Here is a 15662-nt window from a genome sequence, read left to right on the forward strand (position 1 = left end):
TCAGCGGCGTCCGACCTGAACGCCGCGCGAGATCGCCGCCGTGCCGGCCTTCATCAGCAGGCGCTTGACCATCGCCGCGCCCGCACCGGCGGTCGAGGAGATCAGCGAGCGGTGCGCCGGCCGGAATTCCAGCGGGTCTCCCTCGCGCAGTCGGCCCGGCCGTCCGACGGTTCCGTAGACCCCGAGGCAGTGGTGGGCGTGGGCGGCGAGGGTGCGGGTGATCTGCCGGTCGCGGGCCAGTTCGTATTGGGCATGCGAAGGCATCACGCAGCGCACCGTCGGCAGCAGCGGTTTGAGCTCGGCCTGTGGGGCGACCAGCGTGCCGCCGCACCAGTCCGTCTCCGGAGAGTCGGACGAGCCGGCGGCGTCGACCAGAATCGTGGGCCGGAACCGACGGACGTCGAAATCCGAGCCGGGCGCCAGCCCGGCCATGGCCTGCAGCGTCTGTTCGGTGATCACGTGGATCGGATAGGCGTCGACGTAGCTGCCGACCGGGGTGATGTAGCGGCTCAGCTCGGCGAGTTTCTTCACCGGGAACATCGACAGGTCCGGGAGCGGCTCGTCGGGATCGAGGCCGAAGTAGGAGTGGATGTCGGAGGGGGTCGCCATCGTCCCGCGGTACTGGTCGCGGTCCTCGATCGGCGGCAGCGGGCGCAGTTCCACGTCGCGGTCGAGGTACGACGACAGCGCCGCGTGGACTTCCGGATCGGAGCTGGAGATCTCGGTCCCGTCCGGGAACTCGATGATCACCTCGGGTGCGTGCCCCGGACCGGCCTCCGGCGGCGGTGGCTGCGCATAACGCGCGCTGCACAAGAGCAGACCGGCCAGCCGCTTGGCGCTGGTGGTCGCGTCCTTCGCCAGGTCACGCACGGCCCAGGTCCGGTCGGCGTGCACGCCCAGTTCACCGACTTCGGCGGTGGTGATGCGCTGTCCGGCCATGGACTTCACCGGATACCGCCAGATCCCGGTGATGCGCCCGATCTCGACCATCCCGCGCGAGCCTACCCGAGTAGCCGCGGGCTCAATCGGTGTCGACGTGGCCGAGCACGATCTGCGGTCGGCTCGGGGTGAGGTAGCTGACCGCCCAGGATGCCGCCGCCCCCAGGCGCTGCCAGATCCCCGAGAGGAGGGCGGCGTGCACGGCCAGCCAGGACACGAACGCGATCGGGCCCTGCATCTGCAGCCGGCGCGGGCCGAGCTCGGCCACCGCGGCGCCGCGACCGATCATCGCCATGATGCCTTTGTCCAGGTAGCGGAACGGCGTGCGGGCGCGCCCGGACAGGTCGGCGAGGATGTTGCGGGCGGCCCACTTGCCCGACTGTTGGGCCACCGAACCCAGCTGCGGCAGCTGACGACCCTTGCTGTCGGTGATGTTGGCGCTGTCGCCGAGCACGTACACGCCGTCGAATCCGGGGGCGGTGAGGTCGGGGTTGACGTCGACGCGTCCGCCCTTGCCCTGGGGCAGCGCGGTGTCGGCGATCAGTTGCGGTGCCTTGAGTCCGCCCGCCCAGACGATCACGTCGCCGGGCAGTTCGGTGTCGTCGGCCAGCGTGACGCCGTCGGGCCGGACCGCGGTCACCTTGGTGCCGAGCCGTAGTTCGACGCCCATCTTCTGCAGTTGCTCACGCGCGTAGGCCTGGGACCTGTCCGAGAACGGCCCGAGCACGGTGGGCACCATGTCGACCAGCTTGATGCTGATGCCGCGGGCGAACTCCTCGGAGAAGGCGGCCGCGATCGCGGTGTGGACGTTCTCGGCGACCGCGCCGGCCAGTTCCACCCCGGTGGGCCCGCCGCCGATGACGATGAGGTCGAGGCGGCGCTTCATCCCGGCGGGGGAGTCGGCGTCGTCGAGGTGGGCGACCATCTTGGCGCCCAGCCGGATGGCGTCGTCGAGGCTGTAGAGCGGATAGGTGTGCTCGCGGGCGCCGTCGATCCCGAAGTAGTTGGCCGACGCGCCGGGCGCGAGCACCAGGATCTTGGCCCGGCAGATCGTGCCGTCGGACAGCGTCACCTGCTTGGCGGCGGGGTCCACGCCGGTCACCTCGTCGACGACGACGCGGACCCGCCGGTAGCGGCGGAAGATCGCCCGCAGCGGCCGGGCCACCTCCGAGGTGCCGATCTGGGCGGTGGCGACCTGGTAGAGCAGCGGCTGGAACTGGTGGTAGTTGTTCTTGTCGACCAGCAGGACGTCGACCCCCTTGCGGGCCAGCCGGCGGGTGACCGCCACCCCGGCGAAGCCGCCGCCGACCACGATGACGTCGTGAAAAACCGTCCGAGCATCGTCTGAAGCCATGATCGCGAGGCTAGCTTGATTCGGCGCGTCGCGTATCGCGGCAGGTGAACACCGGCGATCCCGGGCCGGAAAGGGCCGCCGGCCGGGAGGGCGTTGACAGCGGCGGTACGGGCCTCGCTAAATTCGAGACAGAGTCCGGTGAGGGGAGTGGCATGAACGCGCGTGTCGAACAGCGGGAGTTCCAGGCGGAGGCCCGCCAGTTGCTGGATCTGATGATCCACTCGGTGTACTCCAACAAGGATTCGTTCCTGCGGGAGCTGATCTCCAACGCCTCCGACGCCCTGGACAAGCTGCGGCTGGAAGCCTTCCGCAACAAGGACCTCGACCCGTCCGGGGAGCTCACCTCCGATCTGCACATCGAGATCGACACCGATCCCGAGGCCCGCACCCTGACCGTGCGCGACAACGGGATCGGTATGACCCGCGACGAGGTCGTCGACCTCATCGGCACCCTGGCCAAATCCGGCACCGCCGAACTGCGCCAGCGGCTCCGTGAGGCGAAGAGCGAGGAGGCCTCCGAAGAGTTGATCGGCCAGTTCGGGATCGGCTTCTACTCGGCGTTCATGGTCGCCGACAAGGTCGAGTTGCTCACCCGCAAGATCGGGGAGGGCGACGCGACCCGGTGGGAGTCCAGCGGGGAGGGCACCTACACGATCGAGACGGTCGAGGACGCACCGCAGGGCACCTCGGTCACCTTGCATCTCAAACCGGTGGATGCCGAGGACGGGCTGCACGACTACACCGCCGAGTGGACCATCCGCAACCTGGTCAAAACCTACTCCGACTTCATCGCCTGGCCGATCCGGATGGCCGTGGAGCGGCGCACACCGCCGGCCGAGGAGGGCGGCGAGGAGACCGTGACCACCGAGGTCGAGACCATCAACTCGATGCAGGCGCTGTGGGCACGCCCGAAAGACGAAGTCTCCGAGGACGAGTACAAGGAGTTCTACAAGCACATCGCGCACGCCTGGGACGACCCGCTCGACGTCATCGCGATGCGCGGCGAGGGCACCTTCGAATACCAAGCGCTGCTGTTCATCCCGTCGCACGCCCCGTTCGACCTGTTCAACGCCGACGCCCGCACCGGGGTGCAGCTATACGTCAAACGGGTCTTCATCATGGCCGACTGCGACGACCTGATGCCGACCTACCTGCGCTTCATCAAGGGCGTGGTCGACGCACAGGACATGTCGCTCAACGTCTCCCGGGAGATCCTGCAGCAGGACCGGCAGATCACCGCGATCCGCCGTCGTCTGACCAAGAAGGTGCTCTCGGCGATCAAGGATCTGCAGACCAACCGGGCCGAGGACTACCGCACCTTCTGGGGGCAGTTCGGTCGGGTGCTCAAGGAAGGGCTGCTGTCCGACACCGAGAACCAGGAGACGCTGCTGACGGTGTCCTCGTTCGCCTCCACGCACAGCGAGGAGGAATCCACCACGCTGGCGCAGTACGTCGAGCGGATGAAAGAGGGCCAGGAGCAGATCTTCTACGCCACCGGCGAATCCCGCGAGCAGCTGCTCAAATCGCCGCACCTGGAGGCGTTCAAAGCCCGCGGCTATGAGGTGCTGCTGCTCACCGACCCGGTCGACGAGGTCTGGGTGGGCGTGGTCACCGAGTTTGACGGCAAGCCGCTGCAGTCGGTCGCCAAGGGCGAGGTGGACCTGGACACCGAGGAAGAGAAGTCGGCGCACGAAGCCGAGCGCAAGGAGCAGGAGAAGGACTTCGCCGACCTGCTGAGCTGGCTGCAGGAGACCCTCGACGACCACGTCAAAGAGGTGCGGCTGTCGAGCCGGTTGACCGACTCCCCGGCGTGTTTGATCACCGACGCGTTCGGGATGACCCCGGCGCTGGCCCGCATCTACCGCGCCTCCGGCCAGGAGGTCCCGATGGGCAAACGGATCCTGGAGCTCAACCCGACCCATCCGCTGGTGACCGGGCTGCGCGCCGCGCACGCCGACCGCGCCGACGATCCGGCGGTCGCCGAGACCGCCGAACTGCTGTACGGCACCGCGCTGTTGGCCGAGGGCGGGATGCTGGAGGATCCGGCCCGGTTCGCCGAACTGCTGGCCGGGCGGCTGGCGCGGACGCTGTAGCCGCTACCCGAGGCGGCGGGTCAATAAACCCAGCACCGCCTCGGCGAACACGTCGTTGCGGTCCCCGGCGACCATGTGCCCGGCGCCCTGGACGTCGACGAACTCCACCTGCGGGAAACGGGCGCGGAATGCCGCGGCGCGGTGCTCGCTGACCAGGTCACTGACCTGACCGCGCACCAGCAGCATCGGCACCTCGTCGGCCAGGATCGCAGCGACCGCGCTGTGCAGCCGGTCGACGTCGGTGACCTCCAGCGGTGGCTGTGCGGCCGTGCCGCTGATGAACTGCGGGTCCCAGTGCCAAAACCAGCGGTCACCGCGGCGGCGCAGGTTGGCGGCCAGCCCGGCCAGATCGGTCGGGCGGGGCCGGTGCGGGTTGTAGGCGGCGATCGCGTCGGCCACCTCATCCAGGGAGGAGAACCCGGTCTCCATCTTCTCGGCCATGAAGGTGTGGATCCGGCCGGCGCCGACGGGATCCATGTCCGGCACGATGTCGACCAAGACGATGGCCTCGGCGATGCCGGGGGAGAGCTCCCCGGCCAGCAGCATCGCGGTGATCCCGCCCAGCGAGGCCCCCACCAGCACCGGGCGCGGCGGCAGCCGGCGCAGCACCTCGTTCACGTCGGCGGCGAAGCTGACCACCCGGTAGTCGCCGTCGGCCGACCAGTCCGACTCGCCGTGACCACGCAGATCGACGGTCACCGCCTGCCAGCCACGGCGGGCGACCGCGGCCGCGGCGCCGCCCCACGACCGGCGGGTTTGTCCGCCGCCGTGCAGGAACACCACCGCCGGGGCGGCCGGATCACCGAGCCGGTCGGCGACGATGCGCAGGCCCCGGGCGGGGACGGTGAAGGTGTCCGGGGTGGCGGCGTCGGCGGTCATCTCGCCCTGATCGTAGAACGCGGCGCATCGGGCGAAGACGACGCGCGGCGGGACGCCCCCGCGGGCATGGCACGATAGTGGCGCGCCGCAGGCGTTCGGGGGCGGTAGCTCAGTTGGTTAGAGCCGCGGACTCATAATCCGTTGGTCCCGGGTTCAAGTCCCGGTCGCCCCACATACCTCGCGTGTGACGTCGGTTGGCCCTTGACACTTCCTCGATGACGAGGGGCTGTCGGTGTCGTTCAGGCCGCCGTCGCGGTGGCGTGCTCGTCGATGAGGCGGGCGAGCTCGTCGGGGGCTTCGTCGGGGATCCAGTGGCTCACTCCGGCCAGCGTCTCCAGCCGCCAGGGGGCGGCGACGAACCGCTGGCTGAGTTCGTGGCCCTTCACCCCGACCGCGGTGTCCCCGTCACTCCACACCTGCAGGGTGGGCACGGTGATCGGTCGGCGCAGCGCCGGCATCGACGGCAATGACCACGGCAGCGCCCGGTAATAGTTCAGCGCCCCGGTCGCAGTGTCGCCCTGCCGCATCATCTGGATATCGCGACGCGCCGCTTCCGGCGACTGTCCGGTTCGGGTCAGCATCGTTTGGAAGATCCCGTTCTCCTGGCGCATCAGCCACTCCGGCAGCCACGGCAGTTGAAACATCGCCATATACCAGGATTTCGCCAGCTGGTTGCTGCGCAGCATCGATGACGTGAACGCACTCGGGTGAGGCACCGAGACCGCGGTCAGCGACCGCAACCGCCGCGGGTGGCTTGCGGCCACACCCCAGGCCACCGCGGCGCCCCAGTCGTGCCCGACCAGGTGTACCGGTCCGGTCTCGGCTGTATCGATGAGGGCGACGACGTCATCGACCAGTTCGGCGAGCCGGTAGTGGCGCCGGCCGCGCGGGGTGGCCTGCGGTGAATAGCCGCGTTGGTCGGGGGCGAGGGTCCGATAGCCGGCGGCGTTGAGCCGCTCGGCCACCGCGGTCCACGACGACGAGTTCTGCGGAAAGCCGTGCAGGAGCACCACGGCTGTACCGTCGGCCGGTCCGGTGTCGCGGACTGCGAAGGACAACCCGCCGCGGCGAAAGCCGGTGATGCGGGTGACATCGGTCATGAGCAGTCCTTCCGAGCAGTTCGAGGTACCGACGGGCGGCGGCGGCTCAACCGGCCGTCGCAGCGGGCGCCTGTTTCTCTCCGGCTTTGAGGTAATGCCCGGTCTGCATCGTGCGTCCGTAGCCATCGATGAACGCCCCGCCGCTGAACACCACCTTGCCGCCGATGCCGGTGGCCACCACCGCGTTATCGCTGCGGTTGACCATCCGCGACAGCCCACCGAAGAAGTCGGCGGGCTCCTCGTGGTAGGCGGCGAGCGTGTCGTCGAGGCCTTCCGGGTCGATGACGACGAAATCGGCACGGTCGCCGCGGCGCAGGAACCCGGCGTCCAACCCGAACCAGGTGCCCAGCTCGCCGGTGAGCCGGTGCACCGCGGTCCCCAACGGCAGCACCGGTTGGCCGGCTGCCTCGGCGTCACGCATCCGCTTGAGGAACCGCAGGCCGAAGTTGTAGAACGCCATGTTGCGCAGATGCGCACCCGCGTCGGAGAAACCCATCTGCACATTGGGGTCGCGGGCGATCTTGTCCAGCACGCCGGGCCGGTGGTTGCCGACCGTCGTGGTCCAGCGCACGTTGTTCTCGCCGTTCTCCACCAGGACATCCAAGAACACGTCGAGCGGATGCTCGCCGCGTTCGTCGGCGATCTGGCCGAAGCTCTTGCCGATCAACGCCGAATCGGGGCATTCCACGATCCGCGCATCGTGGAAGTCCTTGTGCCACAAGCCGGGCATATGGCGTTTGATCATGAACTCGCGGCGGAACTTGCGCCGGTAGTCTTTGTCGGCCATCAACGCGTTGCGCTGGAGTTGGTCGCGCAGGTGCAGTGCGGCGGTGCCGGCGCCGAATTCCTCGAACACCGGCAGGTCGATGCCGTCGGAGTACAGGGTGAACGGCACCGGCAGATGCTGAAAGCGGACCCGCGAGCCGAAAACGGCGTTGCCGATCTCCGCGGCCCCACGCAAAACCAGATGCGCCCCCGGGGCGGATTTTCCGTCGGCCACCACCAGCAGGCTGATCGGAACCTGCTTGCGCCGCGTCCGGTACGAACCCGACGCCGCGAAGAACATCACCGCGGTCAACGGATTCTTGATGTTCGGCGCGCTCTGCATGATCCGGCCGTGGCGGCGCAGCACATCGATGAGCATCCACCGCTCATGCCACCACGCGTAGGTGGAGGGCAGTGCCCGGGAGCGGTAACGATCCCCGTCGAGTTTGTCGATGGGGGAGTCCATTCCGGAAAGACCGAGCATGCCGGCATCCAGCGCCTCGTCGAGGCGGGCGGCCATGGCCTTGAGCTCACCCCGTGTCGGCAACGCCCAGGTGTTGGTGGCCCGGCCCAGACCCATCACCGAGGTGCGTAGATCCGAATGGCCCAGGAACGACGTCACGTTCGGCCCCAGCGGCAACGCGTCGAGGGCCTTGACATAGCCCTCGGGCCCGTCCCAGGTGCGGAACTTTTCGAGTGCGCCCAGCACATGGGCGCGCGGCACCGCCTCCACCCGGCTGAACAGGTCGGCGACATCCTCGGTGCCGGCGTAGACCGACGACATCGAGCAGCAGCCCAACGCGATCGTCGTCACCCCGTGGCGCACCGACTCGTCGAGGCCTGGATTGAGCAGCACCTCGGCGTCGTAGTGGGTGTGGATGTCGATGAACCCCGGCAGCACCCACTTGCCCGCGGCGTCGATCACCTCGGGACAGTCGGCCTCGTCGAGGGCGCCGAAGCTGACCTCGGCGACTCGGCCGTCGCGAATCCCGAGCGTGGCCCGCCGCGGTCCGGAATCAGTCCCGTCGAACCACAGTCCATTGCGCACGATGAGGTCGAACATGGTGGCGCACCCCTTCAACTCGGGTCGCGAGAGCAACCTACCTCTGTGTCTAGCATGGACCCCCGCGCCGCAAAAGTGGTCCAGGTCACAATGGTGGCCGGGCCGGGGGAGTCGACGGCGCGTGGTTCAAGTCCCGGTCGTCCCGCCAAACCCGGGTGTGACGTCGGTTGATAATCCCTCCGCCGCCCGCCGACCTTCCTTAGGCTGACCGCCATGACGAAGATCAGTCGCCGGACGCTGCTGGGTGGTGCGGCGGTGGCCGCCGGAGCGGCAGCCGTCGGGGTGGGCGGGTATGAACTGCTGCGCAGACCGGCCACCGACACCGCGAAACCCAACGTCCTGGTCATCATCGTCGACCAGATGCGCGCCCCGCAGTGGTTCCCGGAGCCCCAAGAGCTCAGCGCGCTGTTGCCGCGTCTTGGCGGTCTGCAGCGGGAGAGCATCACGTTCGGCGCGCACTACAGCGCCTCGAGCATGTGTACGCCCTCCCGCGGTGTCATGACCACCGGGCTGTACTCGCATCAGACCGGGTGTCTCTTCACCGGCGAGGGCCCGAGCGAATCCACCCTCGCGCCCCGGTTCCCGACCTGGGGCACCATGCTGCGCGACGCCGGCTACCGCACCTGGTGGTGGGGCAAGTGGCACCTGGGTCACCACGCCGACACCACCCCCGACGGGCTGGACGCGCACGGCTTCGCCGGCGGCACCTACCCCTCGCCCAACGGGGCTCCCAATCAAGGTTTGGAGCAGGACCCGTCGATCGTCGACCAGTTCAGCGGCTGGTTCGACGAACACGGCGGCGACGGCCCGTGGTGCACCACGGTGTCGCTGGTCAACCCGCACGACATCTGCTGGTGGCCGAGAAGCCCGCTGCCCGACGATGTCCCGCACCGGTTCGACGCCCGGCCGGCCAACTTCGAAACCGCCGACGATCTGCGCCGACGAAACAAGCCCCAACTTCAGATCGACTACATGAACTTCATGTCACCGGTGCTCACCGGGGAGATGACCGACCCGACGCTGTGGGCCCGCTGCCTGGACATGTACCTGTGGTTGCAGCAGCAGGTGGATGACCAGATCGGCCGGGTGCTCGACACCGTGGCGGCCCGGCCCGACGTCGACCGCAACACGATCGTGGTGTTCACCTCCGACCACGGCGAGTACGCCGGCTCCCACGGTCTGCGCGGCAAGGGCGCCGCGCTCTACGAGGAGAGCATCCGGGTGCCGCTGTACCTGCGCGATCCCTCCGGGCGGCTCACGCCGAATCCCGGCGAAACCCGCACCCAGTTCACCTCCAGCGTGGATTTGGCGCCGCTGCTGTTGACCATCGCCCACGGCGGGGACCGGTGGCGGTCCGATTCGCGGTACTCCTACCTGGCGGATCGCGCCGACATCGCCGCGATCGCGGCCGACGGCGGCCATCCGGGCCGGCCGTGGATCGCGCACGCCACCGACGACATGTCGGTGGAGGAGTTCGTGGCGCTGGCGAAATCCCCTGCGGCCAAAGAGATCTTCGGCGGCTTGCCCTCGCCGTCGGCGCAGATCCCGACGTCGGCGCCCAGCCACATCGTCGGCGTGCGCACACCGGAGGCGAAGTTCGGCGTGTACTCCTACTGGAAGCCCGACAGCATGGATATCGACACCACGCGACCCATCGACCGCGAGTTCTACGACTACACCACCCCCGGCGGCGTGACCGAGGTGGACAACCAGGCCGGGCGCCATCCCCGCCAGGCCGAGTTGCAGACGCTGCTCGACCGCCAGGTGCTCCCCGAACTGCGCGCACCGCTGCCCGACTTCCTGCACGAAGCCCAGGAACAGGGCCTGGCCGACATGGCCGAACTCACCAAGCTGCGGGCCGGCTGACGCTGCCCCAATCAGCGCGGCGCGAAGTTCCCGTGCGGCGATCCCACCGAACCTCCGGCTCGACGTGCCCCGAATCCGTAGGGTGGCCACCACCAGCAGGTCGGGCGTCCGGAAGGGAGAGCCACATGACCAGTAATTCCCACCACCACCTGTCCCGCCGGGTTTTCGTCCGCGGCGCCGCGTTCTCGCTGCCGCTGCTCGGCGCCGCACTGGCCGCACCCCGCGTTCTGGCCGCACCCGCACCCGGTTGCGAAGATCCGGCCGGACAGGTCGACCAGTGCGCGGTCCAGCTACCGGAGGAGTTCAGCTCGACCAGCTTCAGCACGACCGCCGTGGTCGGCGGCACCAACTACTCAATCTTGTTCAGTACGAAGATCTCCGCCGGCCCGCTGATCCCCGCGGCCGCCACCGGCTATGAGATCCACAGTGTCGCCGTGGCCGGCGAAAAGCGCGACGGCACCACGTTCTCGGTGGCACCCGGGATCGGGGAGGCCGGGCCGCGGGCACTCGGGGCGGCCTCGGCGTCCTCGCTCGGCTTCGTCCTCGACGTGCCGTGGAGCGCCGGCCAGTTGGTCCGGGTATTCGACTACACCTTCGACGTCGCCTTCCTCAACGGCCTCACCGTGATCGCGAACTGCTCGTACGTGACGACGATGACGCTGGCCGACAACGGGATGACCCTCGGCGGCGTCGGATCGGTCACCTTCTCCCCGCCGAGACTGACGACCTGCGCGGGTGAATGACGGGCCGAGCGGCGTTCAGGTCGCCGACGCCCGGCGCGCCGACGCCGCCGCCCTCGCCGAAATCGCCGCCCGCACCTTCCCGCTGGCCTGCCCGCCGTCGTTGACCTCGGCGGACATCGCCGCGTTCATCGCGGCGAACCTGTCGGTCGAGCGCTTCCGCGGCTACCTCGCCGACCCACAGCGCGCCGTCCTGGTCGCGCACTGCGGCACCGACCCGGCCGGCTATGCGATGCTCATCCGCCACACGGGCGGCCCGGCCGTCGCTGGGGCGCGCGCCGAGGCGCCGGTCGCCGAACTGTCCAAGATGTACGTGCTGCCGTGCTGGCACAGCCGCGGAACCGCGGCCGCACTGATGGCCACGGCGCTCGACCGGGCCCGGGCGTGGCACGCCGAGATCATCTGGCTGGGCGTCAACCGCGCGAACGTTCGCGCCCAACGCTTCTACGCCAAACACGGCTTCACCGTCTCGGGCACCCGCACCTTCGCAGTCGGGACCGCGCTGGAACACGATTACGTCATGTCGAGGCGGCTGGACCGACCCGCAGACCGGTGACCGCGAACCGCTCGACCGTGGCCACATGACCACCGGTCGACACCACCACGGTGAGCACGCCGGGGTCCGTGTCGCGCAGCGGGAGCCGACCGGACCACCGCGAACGCTCGCCGCCGGCCGGCACACAGGAGAACTCACCGACTGTGTCGGCGCGAGAGTGCTGGCGGGCATGCAGGTGCAGGCATTCGTCGACACCGGTGACGAGCCCGCCGGCCTCGATGACCCGGCCGCCGACGGCACTGCCATAGCTCGGAGTGTCGATGGTCAGCACGTCGTCGGCACTGCCGACGACCTCCCACGGCGCGTCGGCGGTGCTGCCGAAGCGGGCGAGGTGCAGCGTCGCAGCCGTCGCCACGGCGTTGTTGGGCAGCACGAAGCCCACCGACACCCACGCCTCGGACCCGTCGATCCGTGTACCGGTCACCTGATCGACCCCCGAAAACCCCAGGTAGTCGCGGGTGAAACGCAACGCGGTCGACTCGGCGTGCCAGGCGAACCCGTCCGCCGGAGCGTCCCGGGTCCACCGGTCGGCCTCGTCCCGGGACGCGAACGGCCACAGCGGCTGGTAGGAGAAGACGACCGGACGCAGGTCCCGCGGCGGCGCGGCGACCCGCCACGACACCCACACCAGGGCAACCGCGGCGAGGAGAACACCCGCGGCCAGCGCCAGCCAGCGGGCGGGCGGAACGCGAGGGCGTGGCATGCGCGAAATGCTAGCGGCCGCACGCCCTATCATGCGGTGATGCGTGAAATCGACCGTTCCCCGGCGTTCACCGTCGAGGAACGGGACCGCTACTACGCCAACGGCTGGTGGTCGACGACCACCCTGTCCGACGCGGTGCGGCGCAACGCCGCCGACACCCCCCAATACCCCGCCTACCTCGACCATGGCGGCGTGCGCCTGACCTGGCGCGAGTTCGATGAAGCCGCCGACACCCTCGCCGGACAGCTGGCCGGCGCCGGCGCCGAACCCGGCGTGCGTGTCGCGGTGTGGCACCACGACGGCGTCGCCATGCACGTGCTGCTGGTGGCGATCGAGCGCTGCGGCGCGGTGGCGGTGGGCATCGGCGCCCGCGTGGGCACCGCGGAGGCCACCGCGATCCTCACCACCGCCGGTCCGCGCCTGGTCGTCAGCGACCCGGAGCGCGCCCGGGCTGCCGCGCAGGTGGCCGCGGAGGTGAGGGCCGCCGCGCTGGTGCTGCGGAAGCTGAGCGTCGGCACGGCGCGCGCCGAACCGGGACCCGCGCTCGACGCCGACGACGTCTTCCTGATCAACTCCACCTCCGGGACCACCGGGCTGCCCAAATGTGTGGTGCACACCCAGAACCGGTGGCACTATTTCCACCGCAAGGCGGTCGCGCACGCGGCGCTGACCGCCACCGACGTGTTCCTACCGGTCATCCCGACACCGTTCGGGTTCGGACTGTGGACCAGCCACACCACCCCGATCCACTTGGGCGCCACCACCGTTCGGCTACCCCGGTTCACCACGGCGGCGACCTGGGCGGCGATCGCCGCACACCGGGTCAGCGTGTTGTGCTGCGTCAGCACCCAATTGACGATGCTGATGGCCGATCCTCGCCGCCACCACCACGACCTGAGCTCGCTGCGGGTGGTGTTCACCGGCGGGGAGGCGCTGCCCTTCCGGCCCGCCGCCGAGTTCGAGGAACTGACCGGTGCGACGATCCTGCAGTTCTACGGATCCAACGAGACCGGACTGCTCAGCGGCACCACGCGGGCCGATTCCCGGCAGCGCCGGCTGACCACCGGCGGACGGGTCGTGCCGGAGATGGCGGTGCGGCTGTTCGACGGAGAGCGCGACCTGACCGCGACCGGTCACGGCCAGCCGGCGTGCCGCGGCCCGGCCACCAGCCTCGGCTACCTCGACGAGAACGGAAACGACCGACTGTTCACCGCGGACGGCTGGATGCGGATGGGCGATCTGTGCCGCATCGACGCCGAGGGCTACCTCCGCGTCAGCGGGCGCACCTCCGATTTCATCCTGCGCGGCGGTAAGAACATCAGCGCCGCGGCGGTGGAGGACGCGGTGAGCAGCCATCCGGCGGTTTCGGTCGCCGCGGCCGTGGCGATGCCCGACGCGGTGTTCGGCGAGAAGGTCTGCGTCTATGTCGAAACCGTCGAAACCGCTGAACCCGCCGCGCGGAGCGCGCTCGAGTTACCCGAACTCGTCGAGCACCTGCTGGCGTGCGGTGTCTCCAAGGAACTGCTGCCCGAACGCCTCATCGTCGTCGACGAGTTGCCCCGGTCGTCGGGCGGCAAGATCGCCAAAGGCGTGCTGCGCGACGACGTCCGCGCCCGCGGCGCTACAGCCGGCTAGCCGCGAAATCGGCGCCCTGCGCGGGCAGCCCCGAGTCGGCGTAGCCCAGCGCATGGGCCACCATGTTGCCGCCCTCGGTGCAGACGATGTCGTCGGGCACGCAGTACTCGGCGGTCTTCGGCCGGTAGGACTCGTTGAGTACCGGCGGCGGCCCGCCCCACAGCGACGCGGCGTAGCTGCTCGTCGGCGGCCCGAACAGGGTGACCGCCGCGATGTGATCGGCGGCCTCGGGCGCCAGCCGATCACTGGTCATCTCCATCACCAGCGCGCCCTGCGAGTAGCCGCCCAGCACGATCTTGGTGTCCGGGCAGCTGGCGATCACCGACTGGACGTGAGCCACGGTGTCGTTCACCCCCACCTCGGAGCTGGCGTGGTAGTCATGGGTCGCCGGGTAGTTCACCGGGTAGTCCGCGATCGACTTGTCGGGCAGCTTCGCGCGCAGCGCGTCGACGAAGGCGTGCCCGACCCCGCCGAGCCCGGCGGGCTCGCCGGACCCGCGCCCGAACACCACCTCGGCGTCGGGACAGGGGTCGGCGCTTGCCGACGGAAGTGCCGCCGGTACCAACACAGCTGCCCCGGCCAGCACCGCAGCTCCGAGAATACGAAGAACTCCGATCATGGATAAAGGTTCGCACGAGCGGTTCCGGGGGTTGATCCAGGGTCCCGCCACACGGTCGGAGCCGGCCCGCGCGGCGATATACTCGGCCGCGATTTGCTGGTCTGAGACGTCGGAAAGGATTCCATGGCCAACGGCGCGCGGGCGCTCATCACCACGCTGGTCGACTGCGGGGTGCAGGTGTGCTTTGCCAACCCCGGCACCTCCGAGATGCACTTTGTGGCCGCGCTCGACGAGGTACCCGACATGCGCGGGGTGCTGTGCCTGTTCGAGGGAGTGGCCACCGGCGCGGCCGACGGGTATGGCCGCATCGCCGGCAAACCGGCCGCCACCCTGCTGCACCTGGGCCCCGGGCTGAGCAACGGGCTGGCGAATCTGCACAACGCCCGGCGCGCCCACACCCCGGTGGTCAACGTCATCGGCGACCACGCCACCTACCACCAGAAGTACGACGCGCCGCTGGAATCCAATATCGAGCCGCTCACCGACTGGACACACGGCTGGGTGCGACGCACCGCCGGCAGCGGGGAGGTGGGCCGGGATACCGCCGAGGCGGTCGCGGCCGCCCAGTCCCGTCCCGGTCGGGTCGCCAACCTCATCCTGCCCGCCGATATCTCCTGGGACGACGGCGCCGAGAGCGCCGCCGCGATCGAGCCGGTGCCGCCCGCCGCCCCGGATCCGCAGGTCATCGCCGAGATCGCCGAAGTCCTGCGCAGCGGCGCGCCGGCCGGCCTGCTGCTCGGCGGCCCCGCCACCGATCTGGCCGGGCTGTCGGCCGCCGACCGGATCGCCGCGGTCACCGGCGCGCGCACGCTGGTCGAGACCTTCCCGGCCCGGCTGACCCGCGGCGCCGGCGTCCCGACGATCGACCGGCTCGGCTACCTCGCCGAGCAGGCCAGTGCGCAACTGGACGGTGTCGAGCACCTGATCGTGGTGGGCACCCGCGCTCCGGTCACCTTCTTCGCCTACCCCGGCAAACCCAGCGACCTGGTCCCCGAGGGCGCCGTCGTGCACACGCTGGCGGGCCTGGAAACCGACGTCGTGGCCGCGCTGGAGCAACTCGCCGAGGTGGTGGCCCCGGGCATCGCGCCGCGGTTGGCCCCGCCGGCCACCCCCGAGCTGCCGTCGGGGGAGTTGACCGCGCAGAACTGGGCGCAGGTGATCGGGGCCCTGCTGCCCGAGGACGCGATCGTCTCCGACGAATCCAACACCTCGGGTCTGCTGTTGCCGGCGGCCACCGCCGGGTCCCCCCGGCACGACGTGCTCGCGCTGACCGGCGGCGCGATCGGGCAGGGTCTGCCGGTCGCGGTGGGCGCGGCGGTCGCGGCGCCCGACCGGCCGGTGATCTGCACT

General features: G+C 69.9%; 13 protein-coding genes and 1 tRNA gene. 7 read left to right on the plus strand and 7 right to left on the minus strand.

What is annotated here, in order from left to right:
- Nucleotides 1-990: an MOSC domain-containing protein gene (locus A5643_RS05710; RefSeq protein ID WP_066852849.1), complete on the minus strand. Its 990-nt coding sequence runs from the start codon at nt 988-990 to the stop codon at nt 1-3.
- 31 nt (nt 991-1021) lie between these two features.
- Nucleotides 1022-2293 carry an NAD(P)/FAD-dependent oxidoreductase gene (locus A5643_RS05715; protein ID WP_066852851.1) on the minus strand — a complete coding sequence of 424 codons (1272 nt, stop codon included), beginning with the start codon at nt 2291-2293 and terminating at the stop codon, nt 1022-1024.
- Between the two features lie 152 nt (nt 2294-2445).
- Between A5643_RS05715 and htpG the strand changes: the two genes are divergently transcribed.
- Nucleotides 2446-4386 (plus strand): molecular chaperone HtpG, encoded by a 1941-nt coding sequence (gene htpG / locus A5643_RS05720; protein ID WP_066852853.1) that lies wholly within the window; start codon nt 2446-2448, stop codon nt 4384-4386.
- A 3-nt stretch (nt 4387-4389) separates the two neighbouring features.
- Here the strand turns inward: htpG and A5643_RS05725 are convergent, their stop codons facing one another.
- Entirely contained in the window at nt 4390-5265 is an 876-nt protein-coding gene (locus A5643_RS05725) for an alpha/beta fold hydrolase (RefSeq protein ID WP_066852855.1), read from the minus strand.
- A 98-nt stretch (nt 5266-5363) separates the two neighbouring features.
- Between A5643_RS05725 and A5643_RS05730 the strand changes: the two genes are divergently transcribed.
- Nucleotides 5364-5437: transfer RNA gene (locus A5643_RS05730), tRNA-Ile, on the plus strand.
- Between the two features lie 67 nt (nt 5438-5504).
- Here the strand turns inward: A5643_RS05730 and A5643_RS05735 are convergent.
- Nucleotides 5505-6365 (minus strand): alpha/beta fold hydrolase, encoded by an 861-nt coding sequence (locus A5643_RS05735; protein ID WP_066852857.1) that lies wholly within the window; start codon nt 6363-6365, stop codon nt 5505-5507.
- Nucleotides 6366-6411: 46 nt separating this feature from the next.
- Nucleotides 6412-8193 (minus strand): N-acyl-D-amino-acid deacylase family protein, encoded by a 1782-nt coding sequence (locus A5643_RS05740; RefSeq protein ID WP_066852859.1) that lies wholly within the window; start codon nt 8191-8193, stop codon nt 6412-6414.
- Nucleotides 8194-8406: 213 nt separating this feature from the next.
- On the opposite strand from A5643_RS05740, the gene A5643_RS05745 reads away from it, so the two are divergent.
- The 3 genes from A5643_RS05745 to A5643_RS05755 all read left to right on the plus strand — a co-directional run bounded on the left by A5643_RS05745 (nt 8407) and on the right by A5643_RS05755 (nt 11355).
- On the plus strand, nt 8407-10059 hold the full coding sequence (locus A5643_RS05745) for a sulfatase-like hydrolase/transferase (RefSeq protein ID WP_066852861.1): 1653 nt from the start codon (nt 8407-8409) through the stop codon (nt 10057-10059).
- A gap of 125 nt (nt 10060-10184) precedes the next feature.
- The gene (locus A5643_RS05750; RefSeq protein ID WP_066852863.1) at nt 10185-10802 is read left to right on the plus strand and encodes a hypothetical protein; all 618 of its coding nucleotides are present in this window, start codon (nt 10185-10187) and stop codon (nt 10800-10802) included.
- Nucleotides 10795-11355: a GNAT family N-acetyltransferase gene (locus A5643_RS05755; RefSeq protein ID WP_066852865.1), complete on the plus strand. Its 561-nt coding sequence runs from the start codon at nt 10795-10797 to the stop codon at nt 11353-11355. The genes A5643_RS05750 and A5643_RS05755 overlap by 8 nt, the downstream gene beginning before the upstream one ends.
- Here the strand turns inward: A5643_RS05755 and A5643_RS05760 are convergent.
- Nucleotides 11318-12058: a hypothetical protein gene (locus A5643_RS05760; protein ID WP_066852867.1), complete on the minus strand. Its 741-nt coding sequence runs from the start codon at nt 12056-12058 to the stop codon at nt 11318-11320. The two genes, A5643_RS05755 and A5643_RS05760, sit on opposite strands and share 38 nt — an antisense overlap.
- A gap of 39 nt (nt 12059-12097) precedes the next feature.
- On the opposite strand from A5643_RS05760, the gene A5643_RS05765 reads away from it, so the two are divergent.
- Nucleotides 12098-13693 (plus strand): class I adenylate-forming enzyme family protein, encoded by a 1596-nt coding sequence (locus A5643_RS05765; protein WP_066852868.1) that lies wholly within the window; start codon nt 12098-12100, stop codon nt 13691-13693.
- On the opposite strand, the gene A5643_RS05770 is transcribed toward A5643_RS05765, so the two are convergent.
- Nucleotides 13680-14312 (minus strand): cutinase family protein, encoded by a 633-nt coding sequence (locus tag A5643_RS05770; protein ID WP_082948752.1) that lies wholly within the window; start codon nt 14310-14312, stop codon nt 13680-13682. The genes A5643_RS05765 and A5643_RS05770 overlap by 14 nt on opposite strands.
- Nucleotides 14313-14435: 123 nt before the next feature.
- Here A5643_RS05770 and A5643_RS05775 point away from each other — a divergent pair.
- A partial coding sequence (locus A5643_RS05775; protein ID WP_066852871.1) for an acetolactate synthase large subunit occupies nt 14436-15662 on the plus strand: 1227 nt, incomplete at its 3' end.

Source organism: Mycobacterium sp. 1274756.6, from assembly GCF_001668625.1.
Lineage (GTDB): Bacteria > Actinomycetota > Actinomycetes > Mycobacteriales > Mycobacteriaceae > Mycobacterium.

What these genes read in the sequence shown, in the direction of transcription:
- A5643_RS05710 (WP_066852849.1), bottom strand. Translation starts at nt 990, where the DNA reads ATGGTCGAGATCGGGCGCATCACCGGGATCTGGCGGTATCCGGTGAAG.
- A5643_RS05715 (WP_066852851.1), bottom strand. Translation starts at nt 2,293, where the DNA reads ATGGCTTCAGACGATGCTCGGACGGTTTTTCACGACGTCATCGTGGTC.
- htpG (WP_066852853.1), top strand. Translation starts at nt 2,446, where the DNA reads ATGAACGCGCGTGTCGAACAGCGGGAGTTCCAGGCGGAGGCCCGCCAG.
- A5643_RS05725 (WP_066852855.1), bottom strand. Translation starts at nt 5,265, where the DNA reads ATGACCGCCGACGCCGCCACCCCGGACACCTTCACCGTCCCCGCCCGG.
- A5643_RS05735 (WP_066852857.1), bottom strand. Translation starts at nt 6,365, where the DNA reads ATGACCGATGTCACCCGCATCACCGGCTTTCGCCGCGGCGGGTTGTCC.
- A5643_RS05740 (WP_066852859.1), bottom strand. Translation starts at nt 8,193, where the DNA reads ATGTTCGACCTCATCGTGCGCAATGGACTGTGGTTCGACGGGACTGAT.
- A5643_RS05745 (WP_066852861.1), top strand. Translation starts at nt 8,407, where the DNA reads ATGACGAAGATCAGTCGCCGGACGCTGCTGGGTGGTGCGGCGGTGGCC.
- A5643_RS05750 (WP_066852863.1), top strand. Translation starts at nt 10,185, where the DNA reads ATGACCAGTAATTCCCACCACCACCTGTCCCGCCGGGTTTTCGTCCGC.
- A5643_RS05760 (WP_066852867.1), bottom strand. Translation starts at nt 12,058, where the DNA reads ATGCCACGCCCTCGCGTTCCGCCCGCCCGCTGGCTGGCGCTGGCCGCG.
- A5643_RS05765 (WP_066852868.1), top strand. Translation starts at nt 12,098, where the DNA reads ATGCGTGAAATCGACCGTTCCCCGGCGTTCACCGTCGAGGAACGGGAC.
- A5643_RS05770 (WP_082948752.1), bottom strand. Translation starts at nt 14,312, where the DNA reads ATGATCGGAGTTCTTCGTATTCTCGGAGCTGCGGTGCTGGCCGGGGCA.